Source organism: Microcella putealis, assembly GCF_004216575.1.
GTDB classification, from domain to species: Bacteria; Actinomycetota; Actinomycetes; order Actinomycetales; family Microbacteriaceae; genus Microcella; species Microcella putealis.
Map to the genome: position 1 here is coordinate 410461 of NZ_SGWW01000001.1, position 25688 is coordinate 436148.

The 25688-nt window shown below is 70.2% G+C and carries 24 protein-coding genes and 1 tRNA gene; 18 read left to right on the plus strand and 7 right to left on the minus strand.

Annotated elements, in window-relative coordinates:
* Positions 1-2 precede the first annotated feature (2 nt).
* Positions 3-1667, minus strand: coding sequence for an arginine--tRNA ligase (locus EV141_RS01985; protein WP_130484294.1), 1665 nt, complete (start codon positions 1665-1667; stop codon positions 3-5).
* 64 nt (positions 1668-1731) lie between these two features.
* On the opposite strand from EV141_RS01985, the gene EV141_RS01990 reads away from it, so the two are divergent.
* On the plus strand, positions 1732-2430 hold the full coding sequence (locus EV141_RS01990; RefSeq protein ID WP_130484295.1) for a hypothetical protein: 699 nt from the start codon (positions 1732-1734) through the stop codon (positions 2428-2430).
* A gap of 69 nt (positions 2431-2499) precedes the next feature.
* Positions 2500-2572 (plus strand) — tRNA-Arg (locus EV141_RS01995).
* Between the two features lie 8 nt (positions 2573-2580).
* Here EV141_RS01995 and EV141_RS02000 read toward each other — a convergent pair.
* Complete coding sequence (locus EV141_RS02000) at positions 2581-3060, minus strand: ATP-dependent zinc protease family protein (RefSeq protein ID WP_130484296.1); 480 nt, start codon at positions 3058-3060, stop codon at positions 2581-2583.
* Between the two features lie 25 nt (positions 3061-3085).
* On the opposite strand from EV141_RS02000, the gene EV141_RS02005 reads away from it, so the two are divergent.
* Positions 3086-4273: a RimK family alpha-L-glutamate ligase gene (locus EV141_RS02005; RefSeq protein ID WP_130484297.1), complete on the plus strand. Its 1188-nt coding sequence runs from the start codon at positions 3086-3088 to the stop codon at positions 4271-4273.
* 36 nt (positions 4274-4309) lie between these two features.
* On the opposite strand, the gene EV141_RS02010 is transcribed toward EV141_RS02005, so the two are convergent.
* Positions 4310-5743: a helix-turn-helix domain-containing protein gene (locus EV141_RS02010; RefSeq protein WP_130484298.1), complete on the minus strand. Its 1434-nt coding sequence runs from the start codon at positions 5741-5743 to the stop codon at positions 4310-4312.
* 123 nt (positions 5744-5866) lie between these two features.
* Between EV141_RS02010 and EV141_RS02015 the strand changes: the two genes are divergently transcribed.
* From EV141_RS02015 to EV141_RS02045, 7 genes are all read left to right on the plus strand, one after another.
* Complete coding sequence (locus tag EV141_RS02015) at positions 5867-7795, plus strand: phosphoenolpyruvate carboxykinase (GTP) (RefSeq protein WP_130484299.1); 1929 nt, start codon at positions 5867-5869, stop codon at positions 7793-7795.
* 123 nt (positions 7796-7918) lie between these two features.
* Positions 7919-8659 (plus strand): PspA/IM30 family protein, encoded by a 741-nt coding sequence (locus EV141_RS02020; protein ID WP_130484300.1) that lies wholly within the window; start codon positions 7919-7921, stop codon positions 8657-8659.
* Positions 8656-9864: a DUF418 domain-containing protein gene (locus EV141_RS02025; RefSeq protein WP_130484301.1), complete on the plus strand. Its 1209-nt coding sequence runs from the start codon at positions 8656-8658 to the stop codon at positions 9862-9864. Before EV141_RS02020 ends, EV141_RS02025 begins: the two co-directional genes overlap by 4 nt.
* 4 nt (positions 9865-9868) lie before the next feature.
* Positions 9869-10672, plus strand: a complete 804-nt coding sequence (locus EV141_RS02030; RefSeq protein WP_130484302.1) for an arginase family protein — start codon at positions 9869-9871, stop codon at positions 10670-10672.
* A gap of 87 nt (positions 10673-10759) precedes the next feature.
* A complete protein-coding gene (locus EV141_RS02035; protein ID WP_130484303.1) occupies positions 10760-11545 on the plus strand; it encodes a crotonase/enoyl-CoA hydratase family protein in 786 nt (261 codons plus the stop codon).
* A 4-nt stretch (positions 11546-11549) separates the two neighbouring features.
* Entirely contained in the window at positions 11550-12986 is a 1437-nt protein-coding gene (locus tag EV141_RS02040) for a dihydrolipoyl dehydrogenase family protein (RefSeq protein ID WP_130484304.1), read from the plus strand.
* Between the two features lie 69 nt (positions 12987-13055).
* Positions 13056-13886, plus strand: coding sequence for an SDR family NAD(P)-dependent oxidoreductase (locus EV141_RS02045; RefSeq protein WP_130484305.1), 831 nt, complete (start codon positions 13056-13058; stop codon positions 13884-13886).
* Positions 13887-13895: 9 nt separating this feature from the next.
* On the opposite strand, the gene EV141_RS02050 is transcribed toward EV141_RS02045, so the two are convergent.
* Positions 13896-15344: an amidase gene (locus EV141_RS02050; protein ID WP_130484306.1), complete on the minus strand. Its 1449-nt coding sequence runs from the start codon at positions 15342-15344 to the stop codon at positions 13896-13898.
* 112 nt (positions 15345-15456) lie between these two features.
* Between EV141_RS02050 and EV141_RS02055 the strand changes: the two genes are divergently transcribed.
* The 3 genes from EV141_RS02055 (at position 15457) to EV141_RS02065 (ending at position 17153) form a co-directional block, all read left to right on the plus strand.
* Entirely contained in the window at positions 15457-16116 is a 660-nt protein-coding gene (locus EV141_RS02055; protein WP_130484307.1) for a hypothetical protein, read from the plus strand.
* 75 nt (positions 16117-16191) lie between these two features.
* A complete protein-coding gene (locus EV141_RS02060; protein ID WP_130484308.1) occupies positions 16192-16572 on the plus strand; it encodes a DMT family transporter in 381 nt (126 codons plus the stop codon).
* The gene (locus EV141_RS02065) at positions 16569-17153 is read left to right on the plus strand and encodes a TetR/AcrR family transcriptional regulator (protein ID WP_130484309.1); all 585 of its coding nucleotides are present in this window, start codon (positions 16569-16571) and stop codon (positions 17151-17153) included. Before EV141_RS02060 ends, EV141_RS02065 begins: the two co-directional genes overlap by 4 nt.
* Here the strand turns inward: EV141_RS02065 and EV141_RS02070 are convergent.
* Both EV141_RS02070 and EV141_RS02075 read right to left on the minus strand, forming a co-directional pair.
* Entirely contained in the window at positions 17119-17709 is a 591-nt protein-coding gene (locus EV141_RS02070) for a GNAT family N-acetyltransferase (RefSeq protein ID WP_130484310.1), read from the minus strand. The two genes, EV141_RS02065 and EV141_RS02070, sit on opposite strands and share 35 nt — an antisense overlap.
* A 23-nt stretch (positions 17710-17732) precedes the next feature.
* Entirely contained in the window at positions 17733-18449 is a 717-nt protein-coding gene (locus EV141_RS02075; protein ID WP_130484311.1) for a uracil-DNA glycosylase, read from the minus strand.
* Between the two features lie 48 nt (positions 18450-18497).
* On the opposite strand from EV141_RS02075, the gene EV141_RS02080 reads away from it, so the two are divergent.
* The gene (locus EV141_RS02080) at positions 18498-19991 is read left to right on the plus strand and encodes an MFS transporter (protein WP_130484312.1); all 1494 of its coding nucleotides are present in this window, start codon (positions 18498-18500) and stop codon (positions 19989-19991) included.
* Positions 19992-20006: 15 nt separating this feature from the next.
* On the opposite strand, the gene EV141_RS02085 is transcribed toward EV141_RS02080, so the two are convergent.
* Positions 20007-20819 (minus strand): SDR family oxidoreductase, encoded by an 813-nt coding sequence (locus EV141_RS02085; protein ID WP_130484313.1) that lies wholly within the window; start codon positions 20817-20819, stop codon positions 20007-20009.
* Between the two features lie 18 nt (positions 20820-20837).
* Here EV141_RS02085 and EV141_RS02090 point away from each other — a divergent pair, with 18 nt between their 5' ends.
* The 4 genes from EV141_RS02090 (at position 20838) to EV141_RS02105 (ending at position 25677) form a co-directional block, all read left to right on the plus strand.
* Positions 20838-21932 (plus strand): acyltransferase family protein, encoded by a 1095-nt coding sequence (locus EV141_RS02090; RefSeq protein WP_241968949.1) that lies wholly within the window; start codon positions 20838-20840, stop codon positions 21930-21932.
* Positions 21933-22071: 139 nt separating this feature from the next.
* Positions 22072-23382: a bifunctional o-acetylhomoserine/o-acetylserine sulfhydrylase gene (locus EV141_RS02095; protein ID WP_130484314.1), complete on the plus strand. Its 1311-nt coding sequence runs from the start codon at positions 22072-22074 to the stop codon at positions 23380-23382.
* 123 nt (positions 23383-23505) lie between these two features.
* Positions 23506-24705 (plus strand): homoserine O-acetyltransferase MetX, encoded by a 1200-nt coding sequence (gene metX, locus EV141_RS02100; protein WP_130484315.1) that lies wholly within the window; start codon positions 23506-23508, stop codon positions 24703-24705.
* Between the two features lie 3 nt (positions 24706-24708).
* Positions 24709-25677 (plus strand): hypothetical protein, encoded by a 969-nt coding sequence (locus EV141_RS02105; RefSeq protein ID WP_130484316.1) that lies wholly within the window; start codon positions 24709-24711, stop codon positions 25675-25677.
* Positions 25678-25688: the final 11 nt, after the last annotated feature.

The following is a 25688-nucleotide window of genomic DNA, read 5'->3' on the forward strand; positions in this document are numbered from 1 at the left end:
AGTTACATCCGCTCGGGAGCGGAGACTCCGATCAGCCCGAGGCCCGTGCGCAGCACTTGACCGGCCGCGTCGCTCAGGTGCAGGCGCGCACGGTGCACCGCCTCGATGGGGTCATCGCCCTGCGGCGTCACCCGACAGGTGTCGTACCAGCGGTGGTAGGCGGCGGCGAGCTGCTCGAGGTACCGGGCGACGCGGTGCGGCTCGCGCAGTTCGGCGGCCTGAGCGACGACGCGCGGGAACTCGGCGAGAACACCCAGCAAGACACTCTCGGTCTCGTCGACGAGGGTCGACGCCTCGAAGTCGGCGCGCTCGACACCGGACGCGGCGGCGTTGCGCGCCACCTGGTGAGTGCGCGCGTGGGCGTACTGCACGTAGAAGACGGGGTTGTCGTTGCTGCGCTTTCGCAACAGCTCGGGGTCGAGCGTGAGGGGCGAGTCGGCCGGATACCGCGCGAGCGAGTAGCGCAGCGCGTCGGTACCGAGCCAGGCGCGCAGGTCGTCGAGCTCGATGATGTTGCCCGCACGCTTCGACAGGCGGGCGCCGTTGATCGACACGAGCTGGCCGATCAGCACCTCGATGTCGCGCTCGGGGTCGTCGCCGGCGGCACCGGCGAGAGCCTTCAAGCGGTGCACGTAGCCGTGGTGGTCGGCACCCAGCAGATAGATGGTGAGCCCGAAGCCGCGGTCGCGCTTCGACAGGTAGTAGGCAGCGTCGGCGGCAAAGTAGGTGTAGACGCCGTTCGCCCGACGGATCACCCGGTCTTTGTCGTCGCCGAAGTCGGTCGTGCGCACCCACACGGCACCGTCCTCGTCGAACACGTGGCCCTGGGCGCGCAGCCGGTCGACCGCCTGATCGATGGGGCTGGCCGTGCCGTTCTCCCCGGCCGCGTGCAATTCGCGCTCGCTGAACCACACGTCGAAGTGCACGTTGAACTCGGCGAGCGACTGCTGAATCTCGCCGAGCTGCCAGCCGTACGCCAGCTCGCGAACGGCGGTGACGGCATCCGCCCGCGACATCGTGGCGAGCTCGGGATGCTCGGCGAGCGCGCGCGCACCGAAGTCGGCAATGTACTGACCCGGGTAGGCGTTCTCGGGCGCCGGTTCGCCGAGCGCTGCAGCGAGCACCGACTCACCGAACACGTCGAGCTGGGCGCCTGCGTCGTTGATGTAGAACTCGCTCGTCACTTCGGCACCAGCGGCGGACAGCACGCGGGCGAGTGAGTCGCCGAGAGCCGCCCAGCGGGTGTGCCCGATGTGCAGCGGACCGGTCGGGTTCGCCGACACGAATTCGAGGTTGATTGACTGGCCAGCAAGCGTCTGGCTGGTTCCGTAGTTCTCAGCGTGCTCGAGGATGGTGGCGACGAGAGAGCCGGCGGCGGCCGCGTCGAGGCGAATGTTCAAGAAGCCCGGGCCAGCGATCTCGACAGAGGCCACCCCATCGACGGCCGCGAGACCGCTCTGCAGCTCGGCCGCGAGCTCGCGCGGGGGCACCCCGACGCGCTTCGCGAGCTTCAGCGCGACGCTCGTCGCCCAGTCACCGTGGTCGCGGTTGCGCGGCCGCTCGAGCGCGATGTCGTCGAGCGACACGCCCGCCGAGTCGGCGCCGCGTCGCTCGAGGGCCGAACGGACGACGGCGAGCAACGATTCGGCGAGCTGAGCGGGTTCCACGGTCGTCGATCCTATCGGGCGCGCCTCGACCCACCCGACGGGCATTGGGGCCACAATGAGCGCCATGACGGGGGTCGAGGGGGTAGTCGGGATGCACGCAATGGTCACGCAAGAGCGGCGCGTTCGCGCGCGCATCCCCCTCATGGCGGCCGCCATCGCCGTCGCGATGCTGGCCGTCGCCGGGTGCAGCGCCGAGGAGCCGGATGACAGCGCCTCCCCCTCGCCGAGTGCGTCGCTCGCGCCATCGCCGAGCGCCGAACCCGCGCCGGATGACACCGCAAGCCCCGAACCGAACGAGGAGCCGAGCGAGACGGCCGCGCCCGAGCCGAGCGCCGCGCCCCTCACCGGGCAGCCCGTGACCCTCGCGTGCGAAGCGCTGCTGACCCCACAGGACGTGTACGACTACAACCCCAACGTCGGCACCGATCCCGGGTACCGGCCCCGCACCGGCAGCGGGCCCGCCCAAGCCAGCGAGCTGTCGGGCATCGCGTGCGGATGGCTGAACCAGACCAGCGGGCAGACGTACTCGATCGGAGCGGCGCGATTCGACTCCGCAGAGTTGCCGCGGGTGCGAGCCATGGTCGAGCGCTCGGGCGGAGACGCCCTCGGTGGCGGACTCGACGGCAGCTACCGCGTCGAAAGCGGAGTCGGCATCATCGACGTCTTCTTCGGCTCGTACTGGGTGAGCGCAGAATCGTCGGCCTTCCTGAGCCCCGACGACGCCCGGCCACTGCTCGACTCGATCGAGCGCAACCTGCCGTAGCGCGACACCGGAGTGCGACGCCGAGTCTGGCGGCGCCGCACCGCGCGACGACCCGCTAGGCTGATCCACGCCTCCGTAGCTCAGGGGATAGAGCATCAGTTTCCGGTACTGAGGGCCGCAGGTTCGAATCCTGTCGGGGGCGCGAACGAATTACTCCTTGCCGCGATTGCGGCGGCGCACCGGCTTCGGTGCTCGGCCGCCCAGGTACGAGCGCGACGAGTCGACGACGAAGCCCTGTTTGAGCGCGTGACGGCCGACGAGCATCCGAAAGCCCATCGCGTCGCGATTGGTGAGCGTGACCTCCGCGGTCATGGTGCGGTCGAGCATCCGAATCGTCATGAGCACGACGATGCGCTCCTCCGCGTGCCCCGACGACGAGCGCACGCGCCGCCGATCGTGCACGGGCAGCTCGACCGTGACGGCGTCGTCGCGCGACTCTTGCCACGGGTGCACGTCGAAGCGCACCCAGTCGACGCCGTCGCGCGTGAATTCTTCGCAATCGAAGACGTGCAGCGACGACGAGCGGGCACCCGTGTCGAGTTTCGCCTTGATCCACGGGACGGGTGCGTCGGGCAGGGAGACCCACTCGCGCCATCCGGCGATGGTGGTTGAATGGGGCGCTCCGCTCACTCCGCCATCTTGTCAGGACAGCACCGTGAAACTCGCCATCCTCTCCCGTGCGCCGCACGCCTACTCGACGCAGCGCCTGCGCGCGGCCGCGATCGACCGAGGGCACGACGTGAAGGTGTTGAACACCCTGAAGTTCGCGATCGACCTGTCGAGCGACGAACCCGACCTGCAGTTTCGGGGCAAGCCGCTGTCGAGCTACGACGCGGTGTTGCCTCGCATCGGCAGCTCGATCACCTACTTCGGCACCGCCGTCGTGCGCCAGTTCGAGCAGATGGACGTCTACACGCCGAACACCGCGAACGGCATCATGAACGCGCGCGACAAGCTGCGGGCGACCCAGATTTTGTCGCGCCACAACATCGGGATGCCCGCCACGGCGTTCGTGCGCAATCGCGCGGATGTGCGCCCCGCGATCGAGCGCGTCGGCGGCGCGCCCGTCGTCATCAAGCTGCTGGAGGGCACGCAGGGCATCGGCGTGATTCTCGCCCCCCAGGTGAAGGTCGCCGAGGCGATCATCGAGACGCTGCACTCGACGAACCAGAACGTGCTCATTCAGAGCTTTATCTCGGAAAGCCGGGGGCGCGACATTCGTGCCCTCGTCATCGGCGACCGGGTGGTGGCGGCGATGCGCCGCACGGCTGCCGGCGACGAGTTTCGGTCGAACGTGCACCGCGGCGGCAGCGTCGAGCCGGTCGAGCTGACGCCTGAGTACGAGCGCGCCGCCGTGCGCAGCGCGCAGATCATGGGCCTGAGGGTTGCCGGAGTCGACATGCTCGAGGGCAACGACGGCCCCCTGGTGATGGAGGTCAACTCCTCCCCCGGCCTGCAGGGCATCGAGACCGCCACGAAGCTGGATGTCGCGGGCGCCATCATCGACTACATCTCGGGCGAGGTCGCCTTCCCCGACATCGACGTGCGCCAGCGCCTCAGCGTGTCAACCGGCTACGGCGTCGCCGAGCTGCACGTGCACGCGGGTGCCGACATCGTCGGAAACACCCTCGGTGAGTCGGGGCTGCTTGAGCGCGACATCACCGTGTTGACGATCAACCGCGGCACGAGCGTGATCCCGAACCCGAAGCGCAGCCAGGTGCTCGAGGCCGAAGATCGCCTTTTGTGCTTCGGCAAAATGGAGGAAATGCGCTCGATGATCCCGACGCGTCGCCGCCGTGCGAAGGTGCGTCGCCTGCCGAAGCAGCCGCGCCTCGAGAGCTGACGCCACGCATCCGGCCGAGATAAGCCCGGCGGACGGCTACGCGTCGCTCGCGTGCTGCTCGAGAAAGCGGTACACCTCCTGGTCGTCGACGCCCGGAAAGGTGCCCGCCGGCAACGGCGACAAGATGTGCGCGTGCAGGCGCGCACTCGTCCAGACCTTGCCACCCCAGCGGCTCGCCAACCCGTCGTCGGGCAGCGTGCAGCACGCGGGGTCGGGGCAGGTCGAGACCTCGCGCTTCGTGGTCTCGCGACCGCGGAACCACTTTGCCTGCGCGAAGGGCACACCGACGGTGATCGAGAACTCGCTGCCGGTGCCCGTCCCCGTCTGCGTCGACTCCCAGAACGTGCCCTCGGGCGTGTCGGTGTATTGGTAGAACTCGGTCGTGCGGTTGGTGCGGGTGAACGCGACGCGCGCGCTCCACTTGCGGCACACCGGCTGGCCTTCAGTCGAGCCCGTCACGTCGACGGGCAGGCGCAGGCCGTCGTTTTCGTACGCCTTGTAGACGGCACCGTCGTCGCCGACGCGCAGGAAGTGCAGCTGCAGATCGAGGTGGGCCGTCGCAAGGTTCGTGAAGCGCAGCGCCGCCGCCTCGTGGGTGACGCCGAACGCGTCGCGGAAGTCTTCGACCGCGATGTTGCGGTCGTTCTTCGCCTGCTGCAGGAAGGCGACCGACTGTGTGAGCGGCATCAGGCAGGCGGCAGCGAAGTAGTTGATCTCGAGTCGCTGGTGCAAGAAGTCGGCGTACGTTTCCGGAACCTCGTGCCCGAGCATCCGGTGGGCCATCGCCTGAAGCGCCATCGAACGCAATCCGTGGCCGCCCGGGATCGAGGCGGGCGGAAGATAGATGCGGCCGTTTTCGAGGTCGGTCACGCTGCGCGCCGATCGCGGCAGGTCGTTGGCGTAGACAAGCTCGAAGCCGAGACGCTTCGCCATGAGGCCGACTTCACGGTGGGTGATCGCCCCGCTCACATGGCCGGATGACCGCACGAGGTCTTCGGCGAGCTTTTCGATCTCGGGCAGGTAGTTGTTCTTCTCGCGCATGCGGTGGCGCAGCTCGGTGTTCGCGCGCCGCGCCTCTTCGGGCGTGGCGATACTGCGGCGCTCGCGGTCAACGAGCTCGCGGTGCAGGCCGACGAGCGCCTCGAGCACGTCATCGCCGAGCGCCCGCGACGCGCGCACCGACGGCAAGCCGAGACGCGCGTACAGCGCCGAACGCTGCATGCGGTCGAGCTCGATTTCGAGCGCCGCGCGCGGCGTGGGCGGCGTCTCGTCGAGCAGTTCAGGCACGGTCACCCCGAGAGCCCGGGCGATGTCGCCGAGCAGGGTCACTCTCGGCTCGCGCCGACCGTTTTCAATGAGGGACAGCTGGCTCGCCGCCGTGCCCACCTGCTCACCGAGTTGGTCGAGCGTGAGGCCAGCCTCGACCCGGTAGTGGCGGATGCGCTGGCCCAGCGTTGCAAGATCACCCATGCGCTTCACTCTAGCGAAAGAACAGCGATTCTTTCATCGCCATGAGGGCAGAATCACGGCGAAAGACGCCTCAGAGTAGAACTACCGCCGGATACACGGCCCCATTTCTGCAAGGAGACGCTCATGACGCTGCTCGACCGCCCGCGCACCACGGCCGCAGACCGCACCCCCGACGCCGCTCCCGCGGCGATTCAGGGCGTCGCGACACCCGCCAGCGCTCCGGCGGCCGACGCCGTTGAGCACCCGAGCGATGTCGTCGCCTTCGTTGAGCGCATTGCCGCCCTGACGACCCCCGACCGCATCCACTGGGTCGATGGCTCGACGCGCGAGCGGCACCAGCTGCTGCAGCGGCTCGTCGCCGCCGGCACGCTCACGCAGCTGAACCCCGACATTCGCCCCTACTCGTTCCTTGCCCGCTCCGACGAGCGCGATGTCGCACGCGTGGAAGAGCGCACCTTCATCTGCTCAGAGAACGAAGACGACGCCGGCCCCACCAACAACTGGATGGCACCCGAGCAGATGCGCGCCGAACTCGAGCCGCTCTTTGCCGGCAGCATGCGCGGTCGCACCCTCTACGTCGTGCCGTTCGCGATGGGCCCCATCGGCTCGTCGATGACCCGTTACGGCGTTCAGCTCACCGACTCGCCGTACGTCGTTGTGTCGATGGGCACGATGACCCGCATGGGCTCGGCCGCCCTCGCTCAGATCGCGCGCGGCGCCTCGTGGGTGCCGGCCGTGCACTCGGTGGGCGCTCCGCTCGAGCACGGCCAGCGAGACGTTGCCTGGCCCTGCAACGAGACGAAGTACATCGCGCACTTCCCCGAGACCCGCGAGATCTGGTCGTTCGGCTCGGCCTACGGCGGCAACGCGATCCTTGCGAAGAAGGCGTTTGCCTTGCGCATCGCCTCAGCGATGGCTCGCGACGAGGGGTGGCTCGCCGAGCACATGCTGCTGATCAAGGTGACCTCGCCGGCCGGCAAGGTCTACCACATGGCCGCCGCGTTCCCGAGTGCGTGCGGCAAGACGAACCTCGCCATGCTGACCCCGACGACCCCGGGCTGGACGGTCGAGACGATCGGCGATGACATCGCCTGGCTGCACATCGGCAAAGACGGACGCCTGCGCGCCATCAACCCGGAGGCCGGCTTCTTCGGCGTCGCACCCGGCACGGGCCTGTCGACGAACCGCACCGCCGTCGAGACCCTGTGGGGCAACACAATCTTCACGAACGTCGCCCTCCGGGAGGACGGCGACGTGTGGTGGGAGGGCCTCACCGAAACGCCCCCGGCCCGCCTCACCGACTGGCGCGGCGAAGAATGGACCCCCGCCTCGGGGCGCCCCGCCGCGCATCCGAACTCTCGTTTTACCGTGGCCGCTCACCAGGCGCCGTCGATTGCCGACACCTGGGACGACCCGGAGGGCGTCGTCATCGACGCCATCATCTTCGGCGGCCGCCGACGTGCTCTCGCGCCCTTGGTGGTAGAGGCGCGCGACTGGGATCACGGTGTCTTCATGGGCGCCACGATTTCGTCAGAGCAGACGGCGGCCGCCGAGGGCACTGTCGGGGCGCTGCGTCGCGACCCCTTCGCGATGCTGCCCTTCGCCGGCTACAACATGGCCGACTACTTCGCCCACTGGCTCGACTTCGGCAAGCGCCTGCGCCGCTCGGCCCGCGTGCCGCGCGTGTTCCAGGTGAACTGGTTCCGTAAGAGCGCTGACGGCAAATTCCTGTGGCCCGGATTCGGCGAAAACGGACGCGTCATCGAATGGATGGTCGCGCGGCTCGAAAGCGAAGCGTGCGTTGACGAGACCCCGCTCGGCGGCGTGCCCCGCGAGGGCGAGCTGAACGTCGACGGCCTGACCCTGTCCGACGCCGACCTTGCCGAGCTGTTCCGGATGGACGCTGACGAGCTGGAGGCGGAGGCCGACGACGTCGAGCGCTTCTTCCAGACCTTCGGCGAGAAGCTGCCCGCCGAGCTGCGTCACCAACTGAGCCACCTCCGCTCGCGGATTCGCGCTCAGCGGGAGACCGAGCAGAGCGCGACGGCGTAACGCGGAGTTTCCTGCGAAGGGTCGCGCGCGCACTCGACCTCGACACGCGCGCGGTGACAGAATCGAGCCGCTGCCCGCACGACGCGGTCGCGGGCGGCTCGAGACCTCACGAAAGGCCCCTCCATGACGAAGCAGTCCATCTTCGGTCGCATTGCCCAGCTGGCGAAGGCGAACATCAACGCCCTGATCGACCAGGCCGAAGACCCGCAGAAGATGCTCGACCAGATGGTGCGTGACTACACCGCGAGCATCCAGGAGGCGGAGGCGGCGATCGCGCAGACGATCGGCAACCTGCGACTGCTCGAGCAGGACTACGCGGAGGACGTCGCGACCGCGCAAGACTGGGGCCGCAAGGCGGTCGCCGCGAGCGCGAAGGCCGACGAGTTCCGTGCGGGCGGCAACACCGTTGACGCCGACAAGTTCGACAACCTCGCGAAGGTGGCCCTCGGCAAGCAGCTGTCGGCCGAGAACCAGGCCCGCGCTGCGCAGCCGACGATTCAGTCGCAGACGGCCGTCGTCGAGCAGTTGAAGAGCGGGCTCGAGGGCATGAAGGGCAAGCTGGAGCAGTTGCGCGGCAAGCGCGACGAGCTGGTGGCCCGCGCGAAGATCGCCGAGGCGCAGACGCGCGTGATGGACGCCGTGCAGTCGATCGACATCATGGACCCGACCAGCGAACTCGGCCGCTTCGAAGAGAAGATTCGCCGCGAAGAGGCCCGCGTGATCGGTCGTCAGGAGCTCGGCGCGTCGACGCTCGACGCGCAGTTCGAGGCACTCGAAGACATCGGAACGCAGACGGAAATTGAGGCGCGGCTTGCGGCGCTGAAGGCGGGCGGCGGCCCCGCCCAACTCACCGACGGCCAGTGACGGACGCGCCCGCGACCACCGCATCCGATCGATCGGCGCCGCCGGCGCGCGCGCCGCAGCGGCACGTCGGAATCGACGCCGCCCGCGGTCTCGCCATCGTCGGCATGATCGCGGCGCATGTCATACCGCGATTCAGCGACGCAGAGCTGATCGTCGACGGTCGCCCGTCGATCCTGTTCGCGGTGCTCGCGGGGCTCTCACTCGGCCTGCTCACCCCGACGCGGGCGGCGGCGACGCCTGGCGATGCACGAGCCGCTCGTCGCGGCGCCCGTGCAGCGCTGGCGACGCGGGCCCTCCTGCTCATGGTTCTGGGTCTCTGGCTCTGGACCCTGCCGACCAACATCGCGATCATCCTCGATGCCTACGGGCTCATGTTCCTGCTGATGGTGCCGCTGCTTTTCGCGAACCGCGTCGTGCTCGCGGTCGTCGGTGCGGGTGTTCTCGCGCTGGGACCGCTGCTCGTGAGTCTCACCGAGCCGCTGCCACCGTTCAGCGTGTTCTCGGGCGCCTCGCCGATTGACCGCGCCGCCGACCTTGTGCGTGACCCCGTCGTCGTGCTCGCCGATGCCTTCCTGACGGGGTACTACCCGGCGCTGCTGTGGCTGCCGCTGCTGTGCGCCGGCCTGATCGCAACCCGCAGTGACCTCACGAGCACAATGACGCGGCTGCTCATGGTGACGCTCGGGCTCGCCGCCTCGCTCGTCGGCTACGGCGCGGCGGTCTTTCTGCCGAGCGTGAGCGCCGAGGCCCACGCGGTCACCCCGGCCGAGCTGCTCGGCTCGGGCGGACTCGCCATCGCAATCATCGGGGGCGCCCTGCTGCTGCTCGACTCCCCCGGGTCGTTCGCCCGTGCATCCCGCATCGTGCTTGCTCCGCTCATCGCGATCGGCCGCATGCCGCTGACGGTCTACACGCTGCACGTGCTGCTCATCGCGCTCGCGACCGAGGCGTTTGGCATCGGCCCCGCTGGCGCGTACGCGTCGCCGGACGGGTGGTGGATGCTCGCCGCACTTCTCGTCATCAGTGCCGCTGTCGCGCTCATCGCGATGCGTCGGGGCGCGCGGGGACCGCTCGAGCTCGCCCTGGCGCGCGTCACGGCCGCCGTCGCTGCTCCGCGCCGGCGGCGCGACGCGGGCGCAGGCCCGGGCACGGGCACGGGAACAGACGCGCGCACGGGAGCAGACGCGCGCACGGTGGCAGACTGAGCGCATGATGCGCAGGTTTGCGGTGGTGCCGCAGTGGCAGGGTTCTGGGGCGGCGCGGGCGATGCGGCTTGCGCAGGGCGCTGAGGCGATCGCCGCCGATTTGCCCGCGCGGGCGACCGAGGTCATCGAGGTGCCGCTGGAGGCGGGCGATGCGGAGGGCACCGGAATTCACCGGTACAGCTCGATTCGACTCGTGCGCGAGCGTCTCGGCCGCAGCCTCGCCGACCTGGAAGACGGCGAGATCGCCGTGGTGGTGGGGGGCGACTGTGGCGTCGAGTACGCCGGCGTCGAGCGCGCCGCGCGCCGCGGCCGCGTCGTGCTGCTGTGGGCTGACGCCCACGCCGACCTGAACACGGCCGAGACCTCGCCGAGCGGTGCGTACCACGGCATGGTGCTGCGCGACATGATCGATTCGGGTCTGGTCGCCGCGAGCGACGTCGTCATGGTGGGCGTGCGCGCCCTCGACGATGCGGAGGCCGACGCCGCCGAGCGCTTCGGTATCCCGACGGTCACGCCCGAACAGCTGGGCGCCGCGATCGCCGGGCGGGCGGGCGATGACGCCGTGCTGTACGTGCACATCGACCTCGACGTTCTCGACCCGGCAATCATGGGCAGCGTCGGCTTCGCCGAGCCGTTCGGCCTGAGCCTCGACGAACTGATCGGCGCGGTCCGCGATGCGCGCGCGGCACTGCCGCTCGGAGGTGCCGGCATCACCGAGTACGCCCCCGCGGCCGACGCCGACCCCGAACTGCTCGCCGATGAGGCCGCCACGATCCTCCGGGTCATTGCCGCGGTGAGCTCCGACTGACAACGCGCCGTGGTCGGCACCGGCCACCCCCTGAGCGAATGCCACAGGAATCGCCGCCGCGCGCATCCTGATCACTAGCGTGGGAGCATGTCTGAACCCCGCGTCACCGTCGACCGCGACGGTCACCTTCTGCTGATCGGTTTCAACCGCCCCGACAAGATGAACGCCGCCGACTACGCGTTGCTGTCGGAACTGGCTCTCGCCTACGGCGAGCTCGACCGCGACCCCGAGCTGCGCGTCGGCGTCGTCTACGCGCATGGCGAGCACTTCACCGCCGGTCTCGACCTCGGTGACATCGCCCCGCGCATCGGCCCGAACGGGCTCGACATGGTGCCCGACGGCGGCATTCACCCCTGGGGTATGGACGGCTCGCGCGTGTCGAAGCCCGTCGTGCTCGCCGTGCAGGGCACCTGCCTGACCCTCGGCATCGAGCTGGCCCTCGCGAGCGACGTCGTCGTTGCGGCGAGCGACACCTCGTTCGCCCAGCTCGAGGTCGGCCGCGCGATTCTGCCCTTCGGCGGTGCGACGACCCGCTTCGCGGCCGCCGCCGGCTGGGGTAACGCCATGCGCTGGATGCTCACCGGCGACCGTTTCGATGCTCACGAAGCGCACCGCATGGGTCTCGTGCAGGAGCTCGTCGAACCGGGCCAGCAGCTCGCTCGGGCGACCGAGATCGCGCGCACCATTGCCGCGCAGGCGCCCCTCGCGGTGCAGGCGACCCTCGCCAACGCTCGCCTCGCGGTCTCGGAGGGCGAAGCCGCCGCGGCCGAAAAGCTGCCCGGCGAACTCGTGCGCCTCATGCAGACCGAGGACGCGCGAATCGGCGTTGAGGCCTTCATGACCCGGTCGACGCCGCAGTTCGTCGGGCGGTAGTGCCGTGACGAGCGAGTACGACCTGATCGTCGTCGGCGCGGGCGCGGTCGGTGAGAACGTCGCCGACCGCGCCGTGCAGGGCGGGCTCGACGTGCTCATTGTCGAGAGCGAGCTGGTGGGCGGCGAATGCTCGTACTGGGCCTGCATGCCCTCGAAAGCGTTGCTGCGCGCAGGCAGCGTGCTGCGCGCGGCGCACCGCGCTCCCGGGGCCCGCGAGGCCGCTACGGGAACCCTCGACGCCGACGCCGTGCTCGCCCACCGCGACGACATCGCAGCGCACTGGGACGACTCGGGGCAGGTGCGCTGGCTCGACAAGGCGGGCATCGAGCTCGCGCGGGGTCACGCGCGACTCGACGGAGAACGCCGCGTCGTCATCACGAGCGACGACGGGGCGACCCGCACCGTGACGGCGCGCCACGCCGTCGCCCTGTGCACGGGCAGCGCCGCGACGGTTCCCCCGATCGACGGCCTTGAGGATGCGCGGGCGTGGACGTCCCGCGAGGTCACGAGCGCGAAAAGCATCCCGAAGCGGCTCGCCATCATCGGCGGCGGAGTGGTCGGCTGTGAGATGGCCACCGCCTTCCAGAGCCTCGGCTCGCACGTCACCCTAATCGCCCGCAGCGGTCTGCTCGCGGGTCTGGAACCGTTCGCGGGCGAGGCGGTCGCTGAGCGGCTGCGCGCCGAGGGCGCCGACGTGCGCACGGGGATAAGCCCCACCCACGTCGCGCGCAACGCTGACGGAACGGTGACCATCACCCTCGACGGCGACGACACGATCGAGGCCGATGAGGTGGTCGTCGCCACGGGGCGCCGCGCTGCGACGGACGACCTCGGCCTCGACACGATCGGGCTGACCGCCGGTGACTGGATCGAGGTCGACGACACGATGCGGGTGACCGGCCATGACTGGCTGTACGCCGTCGGCGATGTCACCGGCCGCGTGCTGCTCACCCACCAGGGCAAGTATCAGGCGCGCGCCGCGGGCGACGTCATTGCCGCTCGCGCGCACGGCGCCTCCGTCGACACCGCAGCGTGGGGCGTGCACGTGGCCACCGCCGACCATCGGGCGGTGCCGCAGGTCGTGTTCACCTCTCCGGAGGTCGCCAGCGTCGGGCTGACCGCCGCGGCGGCGGAGAAGTCGGGCATCGCCACCCGTGTCGTCGACTATTCCCTTGGCTGGGTCGCTGCCGCCAGCGTGCACGGGGACGACTACGAGGGCACGGCGCGACTCGTCATCGATACCGAGCGTCAGGTCGTCGTGGGCTTCACCGTCGTGGGTGACGACGTGGCCGAGTTGCTGCACGCCGCGACAATCGCCATCGTCGGCGAGGTGCCGATCGATCGACTCTGGCACGCGGTGCCCTCGTACCCCACGCTGAGCGAGGTCTGGCTGCGCCTCTTGGAAGCGTTGGGCAGACCGAGCGTTACGCCACCGTCTTAAGAGCAAAACGCAATCCGGCCCCCGCGACTCTCGGTTTACTGCCAGTATGGGGCGCATGGACGTAGTCTGATGAGTCGTACCGTCGTCGTGACGGGCGCCAGTGCCGGTATCGGCGCCGAAGCGGCGCGCGAACTGGTCCGCCGCGGATGGCAGCTGGCGGTCGTCGGACGCGACCCCGATCGCACCGCCCACGTTGCGGCCGAGGTGGGGGGCAGCAGCTTCGTCGCCGACTTCGACCGTCTCGACGAGGTTCACGACCTCGGGCACGCGCTCTTGGGCCGCTACGGCCGCATCGACTGCCTGGTGAATAACGCGGGCGGCCTCGTGCCCAGGCGCGCGCTCACCGTCGACGGCTTTGAGACCACGGTGCAGCGCAATCTGCTCGCCCCCGCTCTGCTGACCGAGTTACTGCTGCCTCGGCTGACCGAGAGCCGGGCGCGCGTCGTGCACACGTCGAGCGTCATGAACCGCCTCGGCGGTCTGCGCCTCGACGACCTCGACTTCGACCGCCGTCCGTACCGCGGCGGCTGGAAGCCGTATGCCGCCAGCAAGCTCGGCGTCATTCTGTATGCGCGAGCACTGGCGCGGCGAACGGGTCTCGAAAGCTACGCCGTGCATCCCGGATACATTCGCAGCGGCTTCGGTCAGGGTTCGCGCAGTGCCGCCATCGTGCAGACACTCACCGCATCGATGCAGATCAGTGTCGAGGCGGGGGCTGCACCCCTGGTGCACCTCGTCGACACGCCCGAACTCGGTGTGCCGAACGGCACCTACTTCGACGGCCTGAACCCGTGGGGCGCGACGCATCGCAGTGCCGACGACGCCCGCCTCGGCGACGAGTTGCAGGCGCTGATCGAGCAGCGCCTCGGCACGCGCATCGCCTCCGGTGACGCCGCGTAGCCTCGCCCGCTAGTCGAGAATCGGATGCGCGGGGGCGCGTCGCCGACGCTCCCACTGCGCCCCGAGGGCGAGCAACGTCGCCTCTCCCCCGGGCCGGCCGATGAGCTGCACGCCCATCGGCATGCCGGGCACGTCGCTCAGTTCGCCATCCGCGTCGCTCACCCCGACCGGCAGCGTGATCGCGGGAAGGCCCGCGACGTTCGCCATGCTCGTCCACGGCGTGTACTGCACCTGCTGCGCGAAGTTGCGTTCCGCATCCTCGGCGTCGTACCAGCCGATCGGGCGGGGCGTGAGGGCGAGCGCGGGCGTGATGACCGCATCCACGGTGCGCAGCCGCGCGATGAGGCGGCGTTCGAAGCCGGCGAGCCACGCGAGCGCGGCCGAGAGCTGGTCGGCACGCACCTCGCGACCGCGCGCGACGAGCCAGGCGGTGAGCGGTTCGAGCTGGGCCAGCTCGTCGGGGGTGCGGGCGGGAATGCCCGCCGCGGACGCCATCCAGATCGTGCGGAACGCGTCGGGGTAGCCCGCCCACTCGTCGGCGGGGCCGAGGCTGAACTCGTCGACTCCGTGGCCGAGGGCCGAGAACTCGCGCACGGCGCGGTCGAGGGCGTGGCGCGCCTCGGGCGCGATGGTGAGCGCGTAGTCGAGCTGCCACGGCGACTCGGTCATCACCCCGAGCTGAAACCTGCCCTCGCCGCGAATCGCCGCGCCGAGCAGCGGCCCCTCGTCGGCGGCCGGGGCGCGGGTGGCGAAAGGCCAGGGTGCCGCGGTGATGAGGGCGTCGAGCATGAGCGCCGCGTCGGCGACGGTGCGGGCGATCGGGCCCGGCACCACCAGCCCGGCGAGCTTGTCGAGACCGCTGCCGGCCGGCACGCGCCCCCGCGAGGGTTTCAGGCCGACGAGCCCGCACGCCGCGGCGGGGATGCGAATACTGCCGCCGCCGTCGCTGCCCGGCGCGAACGGAACGAGGCCCGCCGCGACCGCTGCGGCCGCTCCCCCGCTCGAGCCGCCCGCCCCGCGATCGAGGGCGTACGGCGTGCGGGCCGGCGGGGCGACGCGCGACTCGGTGTACGAGGGCAGGCCAAACTCGGGGGCCGCGCTCGCACCGAGGCTGATGGCGCCCGCCGCGTCGAAGTGGGTGACCAGCTCATCGGACGCATCGGGCACGTACCCGGCGAACAGGCGCGAGCCGTAGCTCGTGCGCTGACCGGCTCGCGCCGTGAGCTCTTTATCGACGATCGGCAGCCCCCACAGCGGAGCCGTTCGGGGCACCGAGTCGGCGAGCGCGTCGGCGGCAGCCAGGGCCCGTTCGGGGTCGACAACGGTCAGCGCGCCCACCCGGGCATTCAGCCGCTCGATGCGAGCGAGGTAGTGCTCGACGAGTTCGCGCGGGCTGAGCTCGCCATCGTGCAGCAGACGCCACTGCTCGAGCGCGGTGAGGGTGTGCAGCTCGGCCATGCGCCCCACCCTAGGCGGCGCGACATACCGATTCCGCAACGAACGGGATGCTCGACGCCGCTTGCGGGGAATCGCCCGGATTCCGTCCTTCCGCGGCTGTTAGATTCGCGCCATGCCGACGCCTGCACGACCCGCATTCCGCCTGGCAACCGCGGCCGCCGCGAGCGCCCTTCTGCTCACGCTCGCGGCCTGCGCGCCCGAGCAGCCGGCACCCACCGAGCCGGTCGCCGAGCCCAGCTCCGAGCCGACGCCGAGCCCCGAGCCCAGCGAGACGACCCCCGAGCCGAGCCCCGAGCCTGAGCTGGTCTTCACGATGCCGGCCGACTGCACGGTGATTCTGCCCGCCGACCGGGTCGGCACGCTCGAGGCGCAGGGCCTCACCCTGTTGGGCGGCCCGGGCAGCCTGTACGGCGACGAATACTTCGGCGACCAGACGCCCGAGCAGCTGATCGGCGGCATGAGCTGCGTGTGGGGCCAGGAGGGCGTCGACCTGTCGACGATCCTGTTCAGCGTGGCGCCCCTCAACGCGGTGAGCCGCGAGTCGACGATCAACGAGCTCGTCGCGCAGGGCTACGTGCCGTTCGAGCGGGAGGACTCCTCCCTCGCCTTCGGCGTGCTGGGCGAAGAGGGAATCGGGCCGGCCATCTACAACCTCATCACCGACGACGCGTGGTTCTCGGTGCTGAACTCGCTCGGCGGGCAGACAGGCTTCGACGAGTCGGTGCTGTTCACGGAAGAGATGCGCGGCGTCGCGTACGGGGCAATCGAGTAACGCGACGGGCGCGAGCGCGCCGCGCGGACATCCTTATTTTTTGGTACATTTGTTCCAGAAAATGAGGAGGGCCCCGTGGGCTACATCTATCTGGCCGGTGCGATCATCGCCGAGGTCATCGCCACCAGCTTCTTGAAACTCACCAGCGGAGACCGCGCCGTATGGTGGGCGTTCCCCATCGTGGCGGTCGGCTACATCACCGCGTTTTCGCTGCTCTCGGCCTCGCTCGGCCGGGGAGTTCCCCTCGGCACGGCGTACGGCATCTGGGCGGGGCTCGGGGTCGCGCTCGTCGCCGGCGTGAGCTGGCTCGTGTTCGGGGAAAGCCTGACGCTCGGCCAGCTCGCCGGCATCGCCCTCATCATCGCCGGCGTCGCGCTCGTCGAGCTCACGGGCACCCACGGCGACACCGTGTCGCGGGGGCTCAACGCGCCAGCGACCACTCCCCCGACCGCATGACCGAGCCGAAACTCACCGCAAAGGGTCGCGCGCGCCGCGACGCCCTGCTCGACGCCGCGCTGGCGGTCATCGAGCGCGAGGGGCCCGCCGCGCTCACCCACCGCGCGGTGGCCGCGGAAGCAGGGCTTCCCACGTCGGCGGCCACCTACTACTTCTCCGACATTGACGAGCTGCTCACCTCGGTCTTGCGCCGCAGCGTCGCCGACTACGACGCGAGCATCGGCCGACTCGACCCGCACGACCTGGAGGGGGCGGCCGACGCGATTCGGCGGTACGCGCTCGAGCAGCGGGCGACCGCGGTTGCGCACTACGAGCTGCTGCTGCTCGCCACCCGGCGGCCGGCGCTCCGGGCCGACGCCGAGGCCTGGTACGCCATCCTCGAGCGCGACCTGGGGCGCGCTGTGCCCGAGGATGCGCCGGATGCGGCCGCGCGCATCCGATCGGCGGCGCTCGCGGTCGACGGGCTGCTGCTGCACATGCTCTGGCGCGGCGAGCCGGCGAGCCACGAGGGCGTTCGCGCAGCCCTGGCGGCCGCGCTCGCCCCGCTCAGCGCCGGCGCGGGCGCAGCGACTTCTGCATGAGCACGATGCCGAGCCAGCGCTCAAACTTGAAACCGACCTTGCCCATCGACCCGGTCTGCGTGAAGCCGAACGACTCGTGCAGGCGCATCGAGCCCTCGGCGCCCTGATCGGCGATGACCGCGACGACCTCGCGAACGCCCGCCTCTTCGGCGCGCTCGAGCAGCGTGCCGAGGAGGGCGCGGCCGAGACCCCGCCCGGTGGCGGCGGGTGCGAGATAGATCGAATTCTCGACCGTGTAGCGGTACGCGGCCTTTTCCTTCCACGGGTACACGTACGCGAAGCCGAGAATCTGGCCGCGCGGCGACTCGGCGACAAGGAACGGGTAGCCAAGCTTCTGCAGGTGCGCGAACTTCTTCTTGAGGGACGCCAAAGTCCACGGCTGCTCATCGAAGGTGACGGTCGAGTTCGCGACGTAGTGGTTGTAGATCTCTTGGATGTACGGCAAATCGGCCGGGCGGGCGTCGCGCAGCGCGTAGTCGAACGCGGGCTCAGGCTCGGGTGCCGGTTGCAGGTGCCGCGGCAGACGGCGGCGCTGCTGGTATTCCTCCTCGAGCATGAGCCCAGCCTACGACGGCGGTGTTACGACCGGATGTCCCAGTCGAGCGGCTCGCCGCCTCGCGACGCGAGCGCGGCGTTGGCCCGGCTGAACGGGCGCGAACCGAAGAAGCCGCGGCGGGCAGACAGGGGGCTCGGATGCGCGCTCGCGATCACGGGGACATCGCCCAGCAGCGGAGTCACCGCCTGCGCGTCGCGGCCCCACAGGATCGCCACGAACGGGCCCCCGCGCGCGGCGAGGGCCCGCACGACCGCGTCCGTCAGCCGCTGCCACCCCAGGCGCGCGTGCGAACCGCTCGTGCCCGCCTCGACGGTGAGCGCGCGGTTCAGCAAGACGACGCCGCGCTCGAACCACGGGCTGAGGTCGGGATGCGCGGGTGGCGTGACGCCGAGGTCGTCGGCGAGCTCGCGGTAGATGTTCGCGAGGCTGCGCGGCAGCGGGCGCACGGCGCGTTCGGCGGCAAAGGCGAGCCCCACCGGATGGCCGGGCGTCGGGTAGGGGTCTTGCCCGACGATGAGCACGCGAGCCTCAGCGAGCGGCCGGGTGAGGGCGCGCAGCACCCGCGGGCCCTCGGGCAGCCAGGGTCGGCCCGCCGCGCTCTCGACCTCGAGCGTCGCCGCGATCGCGGCGAGCGCCTGCCCGAGCTCCCGGTCCTGGGCGAGGAGCGCCTCCGCCCAGCCCGCGCCGAGCCCGGTGGGAGGGGCGAGGGCGGCGGGAAGAACCAGGCGCGAAGCGGTCACCCGCCCACGCTACCGAGCCGCGCGCATCCGACCCCCTAGCATCAGCGCATGGCAGCGTTGCTTCGGGGCAAGTCGGGCGCGATTACCGCGGGGCTCGTCGGGTACCTCTTCTTCGTCGAGTTCGTGAGCGGCATTCTGCAGGGGTACTACATCCCGCTGATTCCTGACCTCGCCCGGTACCTCGAGATCGACGACCCCGACTTCAACTGGTTCGAGGCGGCGCAGCTGCTCTTGAGCGCCCTGGTGGTGCCGATTCTCGCGAAACTCGGCGACATGGTCGGGCACAAGAAGATCCTGCTGATCTCGACCGTGCTGACGGCCGGGGCGAGCTGGTGGCTCGTGTTTGCCGCCGACTTCTGGAGCTTCTTGGCCGCGTGGGCGCTTCAGGGCTTCTACGTCGTGTGGCTTCCGCTTGAGGTGGCGCTGATCTTCGACCGCGGTCGCGCCACGGGTCGCGGGGCGTCGGCAACGCGGCGGGCGGCGGGTCTGCTCGTGGTGGCGCTCGAGGCGGGCGCGATCGCCGGAGCCCTGGGCGGCGCGCGTGTCTTCGAGGCGTTCGGCGGGAACATTCCGCTGACCCTGTCGCTGCCCGCCATCGCCGTGACGGCGGCGTTCTTCGTGATCTGGTTCGGTGTGCCCGAGTCGCAGCCGGTCAGCGGCCGACGCCTCGACACGATCGGCTTCACCCTGCTCACCCTGTCGCTGCTCACCATCACGAGCGGCTTGGCGTTCTTGCGCATCAACGGGCCGGACGCCTGGTGGGTCTACCTCGTCATCGTCGTCGGGCTCGCGCTGCTCTACCCGTTCGGCCGATGGGTGCTCGGCCACCCCGACCCGGCCATCGACCTGCGGGTGCTGCGCCGCCCCGACATGTGGCCCGTGCAGCTCGTCGCCGGCCTGTTCGGCATCAGCGTGCTCGGCGCGCAGGCGCCGCTCGCCTCGTTCGCGGGCACACCCACCGAGGCGGGCTACGGGCTCGGTCTCGACGCGAGCGACATCTCGACCATCATCGGCGTCTACCTGATCGGCATGATCATCGGCGCCGGCCTGTTCTCGGCGACCGCCCGACGCGTGCCGCCGCGCGCGCAGCTGATCGTCGCCACCGCGCTGGTCGCGCTCGGCTACCTGATGTTCTTGCCGTTCCACTACTCGGCGCTGCAGGTGATCATCAACATGGCCGTCGCCGGCATCGGCTCGGGAGCGCTCGTCGCGGCTCTGCCCGCCGCGGCCGCCGCCGCAGCTCCCCTCGGCCAGACGGGTATCGCCACGGGCCTCACCAACACCACGAAGACGATCGGCGGTTCGTTTGCCTCGGCGGTCTTCGCCATCGTCGTCGTCTACGTCGGTACCCAATCGATCGTCTCGACGGCCGGCACCTACGCGGGCTATCTCACGGTCTTCGCGATTTGCGGCGTAAGCGCGCTGATCGGGATGCTGCTGCTCGCGTTCGTGCCGAAACTCGCCTTCCGCGATCCGGTCGCGGTGGACGAGACCGCAGCTACCGAGGCCGCGGCCGAACCGACGCCCGACGCCCGCGCCTGATCGATACGACCGCCGCTACTGCCGCGGCGTGAGCGGCCCGCGCACCAGCTTGTGCTGCGCGGCCTGCGCCACGGGGCGCATCGTCACCTCGTCGAGGTTGATGTGCTCGGGAAGCGCCAGTGTGTCACCCACGACGCGGGCAACGTCGTCGGCCGTCAGCGGCCGGTCAACGTTGTCGTACAGCGCGGCCGCGCGCTCGGCGTCGCCGCCCAGGCGGTTGAGGGTGAACTCGTCGGTGCGCACCATGCCGGGCGCCACCTGCACGACGCGGATCGGCTCGCCCGCGAGCTCGAGCCGCAGCGCGTCGAGCGCAATCTTCAGCCCCGCCTTCGACGCCGAGTAGCCAGCGCCGCCCTCGTAGGCGCGCTGCCCCGCCGTCGAGGTGATCGCGAGAATGTCGACAATGCCGCGGGCGCGGGCGGCCGATCGTAGCTCAGGCAGGAATGCCGCGATCAGTCGCTGCGCGCCCAGCACGTTGACGTCGAACATGCGTGCCCAGTCGGCGGGCTTCGCGCTCTCGACCGGGTCGACCCCGATCGCGAGCCCCGCGTTGAGCACGAGCGCGTCGATCGGCGGCTCGCCTGCGGCGGCGGATGCGCGCATCGCCTCGGCGAGGGCCGCCACCTCGGCGTCGCTGGTCACGTCGACGACGCGCACCGCGCATCCGGTCTCGGCGGCGAGCGCCGCCAGGCGGTCGGCGCGACGGGCGACGCCGGTGACCCGCCAGCCGTCGGCGGTCAGCCGACGCACAATCGCGGCGCCGATTCCGCTCGAGGCCCCCGAGACGAGAGCGTGACGGGGGGCAGCTGCAGCGGCATCGGCGGTCATGTCTCGTAGGCTAGCGCGGTGGCTGACGCGACTCCTTCAGGCTCGTCTGCAGCGCAGGGCTCCCCTGGCGCGACGACAATCCGCGCCCGCACACCCTACTGGGACAACTCGCGGGCCATCGCGATCGTGCTGGTCGTCGTCGGGCACGCAATCCAGCCGCTAAACAGCATGCTCGAACTGTCGTATGCGACGTACCTCGTCATCTACGCCTTCCACATGCCCGCATTCGCCCTGTTGGCCGGCTATTTCAGTCGCGCGGAACCCGGCGCGAAGCAGCTGGGGCGCATCGTCACCGACCTGCTTGTGCCGTACCTCGTGCTCCAGACGGTGTGGACCCTCATCCGGTTCGCGGCGGGTGAGGGCTCGACGTTCGACCCGGCGTCACCCTCGTGGACCCTGTGGTTCTTGCTCGCTCTCGCCGTGTTCCGGATGGTCCTGCCCGTCATCGCGCGTCTGCGCACGCCGCTGCTCATCACGGTCGCTCTCTCCGTGGGGGTGGGCTACTTCGACAGCATTGACACGACGTTCTCCCTCTCCCGGACGTTCGGCCTGCTGCCGTTCTTCACGCTCGGCTGGTGGCTCGCGGACCGCGGAGTAATCGACCGCCTGCGCTGGCTGGAGCTCGATCGCTTCGACCCGCGCGTGCTCGTCACCCGAGCCGTCGCCGCGACCGCCTTCGGCGCAGCGGCAGTGGTAGCGCTCGTGGGAAACGACTTTTTCGGCACCATCGGCGCCGGGCGAATCCTGTTCTACGCCGACGACTACGCGGCGCTCGGGCTCACCGAGTGGTGGGCGGGCATCGTGCGCTTGCTCGTGATCGGCATCGGAGTGGCCCTCACGCTGAGTCTGCTCGCACTCGTCCCCCGCACCGCGACCCCGATCACATGGATCGGCACGCACACGATGTACGTGTACCTGCTCCACACATTTCCGCTGTACGCCCTGCGCCAGAGCGACCTCACCGGCGTGGGCGCTCCGGCATGGCTCTGGTTCATCGGCCTGCTCGTCGGGTCGGTGTTGCTGACGCTGCTGCTGTCGTCGAAACCGGTGCGGTTCGTGACCCGGCCGATTGTCGAGCCGCGGGTCGGCTGGTTACTCGCCCGCGAGCGCTAACCCGTCGGAGGTCGCACACTGCGACACACATCCGACGGTGACGGATACCTGCATCCCGTTACGGCGTGTGTCGCGCATCATTGCCGCCCCGTCACGCGCCCCCTAGCGTGGGCTCACCGCGACAGGGAAGGACCCACTCATGAGCGAGAACCCCACCGCCGACTGGCGTTTCGAGACACTGCAGATTCACGCCGGCTCGCAGCCCGACCCGGTGACCAACGCCCGCGCGACCCCGGTGTACCGCACGACCGCGTACACCTTCAACGACTCCGCGCACGCGAAGAACCTCTTTGCGCTCGCCGAATTCGGCAACATCTACACGCGCATCCAGAACCCGACGCAAGACGTGGTCGAGCAACGCATCGCCGCGCTCGAGGGCGGCACGGCGGCCCTGCTGCTGTCGTCTGGCCAGTCGGCGACCACCTACGCGGTGCTGAACATCGCGAACTCGGGCGACCACATCGTCGCCTCGTCGACGATCTACGGCGGCACGTACAACCTGTTCAAGTACACGCTGGCGAAGCTCGGCATCGAGGTCACCTTCGTCGAGGATCAGGATGACGCCGACGCCTGGCGCGCCGCGATTCGCCCCAACACGAAGCTGCTGTTCGGCGAGACGGTCGGCAACCCCAAGGTCAACATCTTTGACATCGAGAAGGTGGCCGAGGTCGCGCACGCCGCGGGCCTGCCGCTCATCGTCGACAACACGATCGCGACCCCGTACCTGATTCAGCCCCTGAAGCACGGTGCCGACATCGTCGTGCACTCGGCGACGAAGTTCCTTGGCGGGCACGGCACCGTGCTCGGCGGTGTCATCGTCGACGGCGGCAGCTTCCCGTGGTCGCAGCACGTCTCCACGTTCCCCGGCCTCACCGAGCCCGACCCCTCGTACCACGGGGCCAGCTACACCGGCGTGCTGGGCGACGGCATCGCGTACATCATCAAGGCGCGCGTGCAGCTGCTGCGCGACATCGGCTCGGCCATCTCGCCCGACAACGCCTGGCAGCTCATTCAGGGCATCGAGACCCTGAGCCTGCGTATCGAGCGCCACGTCGAGAACACGCTCGCGGTCGCCCGCTGGCTCGAGGCGCACCCGGATGTCGCGCACGTCGACTACGCGGGGCTCGAATCGAGCACCTGGTATGCCGCCGGCCAGAAGTACGCCCCGAAGGGCGTGGGTGCCGTGCTGTCGTTTGAGCTGAAGGGCGGCGTCGACGCCGGCCGCGCGCTCGTCGACAGTGTGCAGCTGTTCAGCCACGTCGCGAACATCGGCGACGTGCGCAGCCTCATCATCCACCCCGCCTCGACGACACACTCGCAGCTGACGGCCGAGCAGCAGCTCACCGCCGGCGTCACCCCGGGCCTCGTCCGTCTCTCGGTCGGGCTCGAGAACCTCGACGACATCATCGCCGACCTCGAGCGCGGCTTCGCGGCGGCGAAGAGCGCCTAAGGCAGCACACGCCCCGACGCCGGGGCTCGCCCGGGCGCCTCAGTGGCGCCGCGACGCGGGCCCCGGCGTCGCCCTGTCGCACGGTGCGGTCCACCACCCGTACCGTGCGACAGAATGGCCCTAATGGACTGGCAGACGAGCGAAGACACCGTCCCCTCGGCCTTCATCACCGAGGCGAACCGGCGCGCCATGTCGGGCGCCCCACCGGTCACGGGGGCCTGGCGCGAGGGCGACCACCCTGGCAATCGCCAGTTCGCGAGCCTCGGTCCGCTCGCCCTCGAGTCGGGTGAGACCCTGCCCGTCACGCGTCTCGCCTACGAGACGTGGGGTGAGTTGAACGCCGCCGCCTCGAACGCGATCCTCATCGCCCACGCGCTGACCGGAGACAGCCACGTCGTCGGCAAAGCCGGCCCCGGGCATCCGACCGCCGGTTGGTGGAGCGGAATGGTCGGGCCGGGGCTCGCGATCGACACCGAACGTTTCTTCGTCGTCGCCCCCAATATCTTGGGCGGCTGCCAGGGCTCGACCGGCCCGTCGTCATTCGCGCCCGACGGCGCTGAATGGGGCGGCCGCTTCCCGTATCTCACGATTCGCGACCAGGTCGCCGCGCAGCGCGCGCTGGCCGACCGGCTCGGCATCGAGCGCTTCTTCGCCGTCATCGGCGGCTCGATGGGCGGGATGCACGCGGTCGAATGGGCGGCAGGCTCGCCCGAACGCATGGCGCGGCTCGCGATTCTGGCGGCACCCGCCATCTCGAACGCCGACCAGATTGCCCTGAACTCGGTGCAGATCGAGGCGATCCGCATGGACCCGACCTTCCGCGGCGGGCACTACTACGACGAGGACGAGGGGCCGTACCGCGGCCTCGCCCTCGCGCGCCGCATGGCGCTGCTCAATTACCGCTCGCCCGACGAGTTGAACGAGCGCTTCGCCCGCTCGTGGCAGGGAGCGCTCGACCCACTCGGGCACGGCGGGCGCTACGCGGTCGAAAGCTACCTCGACTTTCACGGCAACAAGTTCACCCGCCGCTTCGACGCCAACAGCTACATCACCCTCGTCGAGGCGATGAACTCGCACGACATCACGCGGGGCCGCGGCACGCTCGCCGAGGTTCTCGGCCGGGTGGATGCTCGCGCCCTGGTGCTCGGCATCGACACCGACCGCCTCTTCCCCGTCGAGCAGCAGCACGAGATCGCGGCCCACCTGCCGAACACGATCCACGGGCACGAGGCCGCCGTCATCTCGTCGCCGTTCGGGCACGACGCCTTCCTCATCGAAAACGATCTCGTCGGCGCGCACCTCGCCGAACTGCTTGCGGAGTAAGCGATGGCAGGGCGCTCGACGACTCTTCGTCAGGCGCTCGCGACCAGTGTTGTGGCGGCCACGCTGCTGCTGGTGGCGTGCACACCCGAGGCACCGGAGGCACCCGAGACACCCGACGACCTCACTGCCGAGACCTATCGTTCGCGTTTCGACGCCGCCGCGGGCGGCATGCAGCTCTCGGTGACGAACGGCGGCGACGTCGCCATCGTCGTGACGCGCACGTCGGTGACCTCGCCCGGCCTATCGGGAGCGACAGAATCCGAGCGCGAGGTGGAGATCCCGCCGGGGCTCACCCGCGACATCCCCGTCGCGTTGCCGTCGCCGGCCTGCGATGGCGCGCCCGAGCTCGACTCCGTGTCGGCGTCGTTGACGGTGCGCGCTGACACCGAAACGACCTCACCCGAGGCGAGCCCCGCATCCGTCACCATCGTGGCGAACGACCGGCTGGGCCAGTTTGCCGAGTGGTGGCGAGCATCCTGCTTCGCCGAGGCGATCGCCGAGCGGGCGACGCTCGCGATCCGCTACCTCGGCGACGGCGCGGCGGGCACGGCGCCGCCCGACACCGTCGCGCTGGAACTCGTTGCCGAGCCGCGCACGCCCCGCGGCGACGCGGGCGCCGGCACCGTCGCGCTGACGGGCATTTCGGGCACGATTCTGCTCGGGATGCTCGACGACGCAGGCGCGCCCGTCACCTCGCGCCCCCTGGAGGTGGTCATCGACGCCGGAGGCGAGAACCCTGCGGCGATTCGGCTCACCACGGTTCCGGCGCGCTGCGACCCGCACGCCATCGCGGAGGACAAGCAGGGGACGCTGTTTCGCGTCGACGCGACGATTGCTGCCCCGAACAGCGGCGCCGGGGCGGCCGACACCCCGAGCTCCGGCACCGTGACGGTCGCGGCGGACAACGCGACCCGCGACGCGCTCTACGACGCGATCACGCGGGTCTGCGCCGCCCGCGTCGGTACTGGATGACAGACTGAGGC

What these genes read in the sequence shown, in the direction of transcription:
- EV141_RS02065 (WP_130484309.1), top strand. Translation starts at nt 16,569, where the DNA reads ATGACCGAGCCGAAACTCACCGCAAAGGGTCGCGCGCGCCGCGACGCC.
- EV141_RS02010 (WP_130484298.1), bottom strand. Translation starts at nt 5,743, where the DNA reads ATGGGTGATCTTGCAACGCTGGGCCAGCGCATCCGCCACTACCGGGTC.
- EV141_RS02020 (WP_130484300.1), top strand. Translation starts at nt 7,919, where the DNA reads ATGACGAAGCAGTCCATCTTCGGTCGCATTGCCCAGCTGGCGAAGGCG.
- metX (WP_130484315.1), top strand. Translation starts at nt 23,506, where the DNA reads ATGGACTGGCAGACGAGCGAAGACACCGTCCCCTCGGCCTTCATCACC.
- EV141_RS02035 (WP_130484303.1), top strand. Translation starts at nt 10,760, where the DNA reads ATGTCTGAACCCCGCGTCACCGTCGACCGCGACGGTCACCTTCTGCTG.
- EV141_RS02085 (WP_130484313.1), bottom strand. Translation starts at nt 20,819, where the DNA reads ATGACCGCCGATGCCGCTGCAGCTGCCCCCCGTCACGCTCTCGTCTCG.
- EV141_RS02105 (WP_130484316.1), top strand. Translation starts at nt 24,709, where the DNA reads ATGGCAGGGCGCTCGACGACTCTTCGTCAGGCGCTCGCGACCAGTGTT.
- EV141_RS02030 (WP_130484302.1), top strand. Translation starts at nt 9,869, where the DNA reads ATGATGCGCAGGTTTGCGGTGGTGCCGCAGTGGCAGGGTTCTGGGGCG.
- EV141_RS02055 (WP_130484307.1), top strand. Translation starts at nt 15,457, where the DNA reads ATGCCGACGCCTGCACGACCCGCATTCCGCCTGGCAACCGCGGCCGCC.
- EV141_RS02080 (WP_130484312.1), top strand. Translation starts at nt 18,498, where the DNA reads ATGGCAGCGTTGCTTCGGGGCAAGTCGGGCGCGATTACCGCGGGGCTC.
- EV141_RS01990 (WP_130484295.1), top strand. Translation starts at nt 1,732, where the DNA reads ATGACGGGGGTCGAGGGGGTAGTCGGGATGCACGCAATGGTCACGCAA.
- EV141_RS02050 (WP_130484306.1), bottom strand. Translation starts at nt 15,344, where the DNA reads ATGGCCGAGCTGCACACCCTCACCGCGCTCGAGCAGTGGCGTCTGCTG.
- EV141_RS02015 (WP_130484299.1), top strand. Translation starts at nt 5,867, where the DNA reads ATGACGCTGCTCGACCGCCCGCGCACCACGGCCGCAGACCGCACCCCC.
- EV141_RS02095 (WP_130484314.1), top strand. Translation starts at nt 22,072, where the DNA reads ATGAGCGAGAACCCCACCGCCGACTGGCGTTTCGAGACACTGCAGATT.
- EV141_RS02070 (WP_130484310.1), bottom strand. Translation starts at nt 17,709, where the DNA reads ATGCTCGAGGAGGAATACCAGCAGCGCCGCCGTCTGCCGCGGCACCTG.
- EV141_RS02045 (WP_130484305.1), top strand. Translation starts at nt 13,056, where the DNA reads ATGAGTCGTACCGTCGTCGTGACGGGCGCCAGTGCCGGTATCGGCGCC.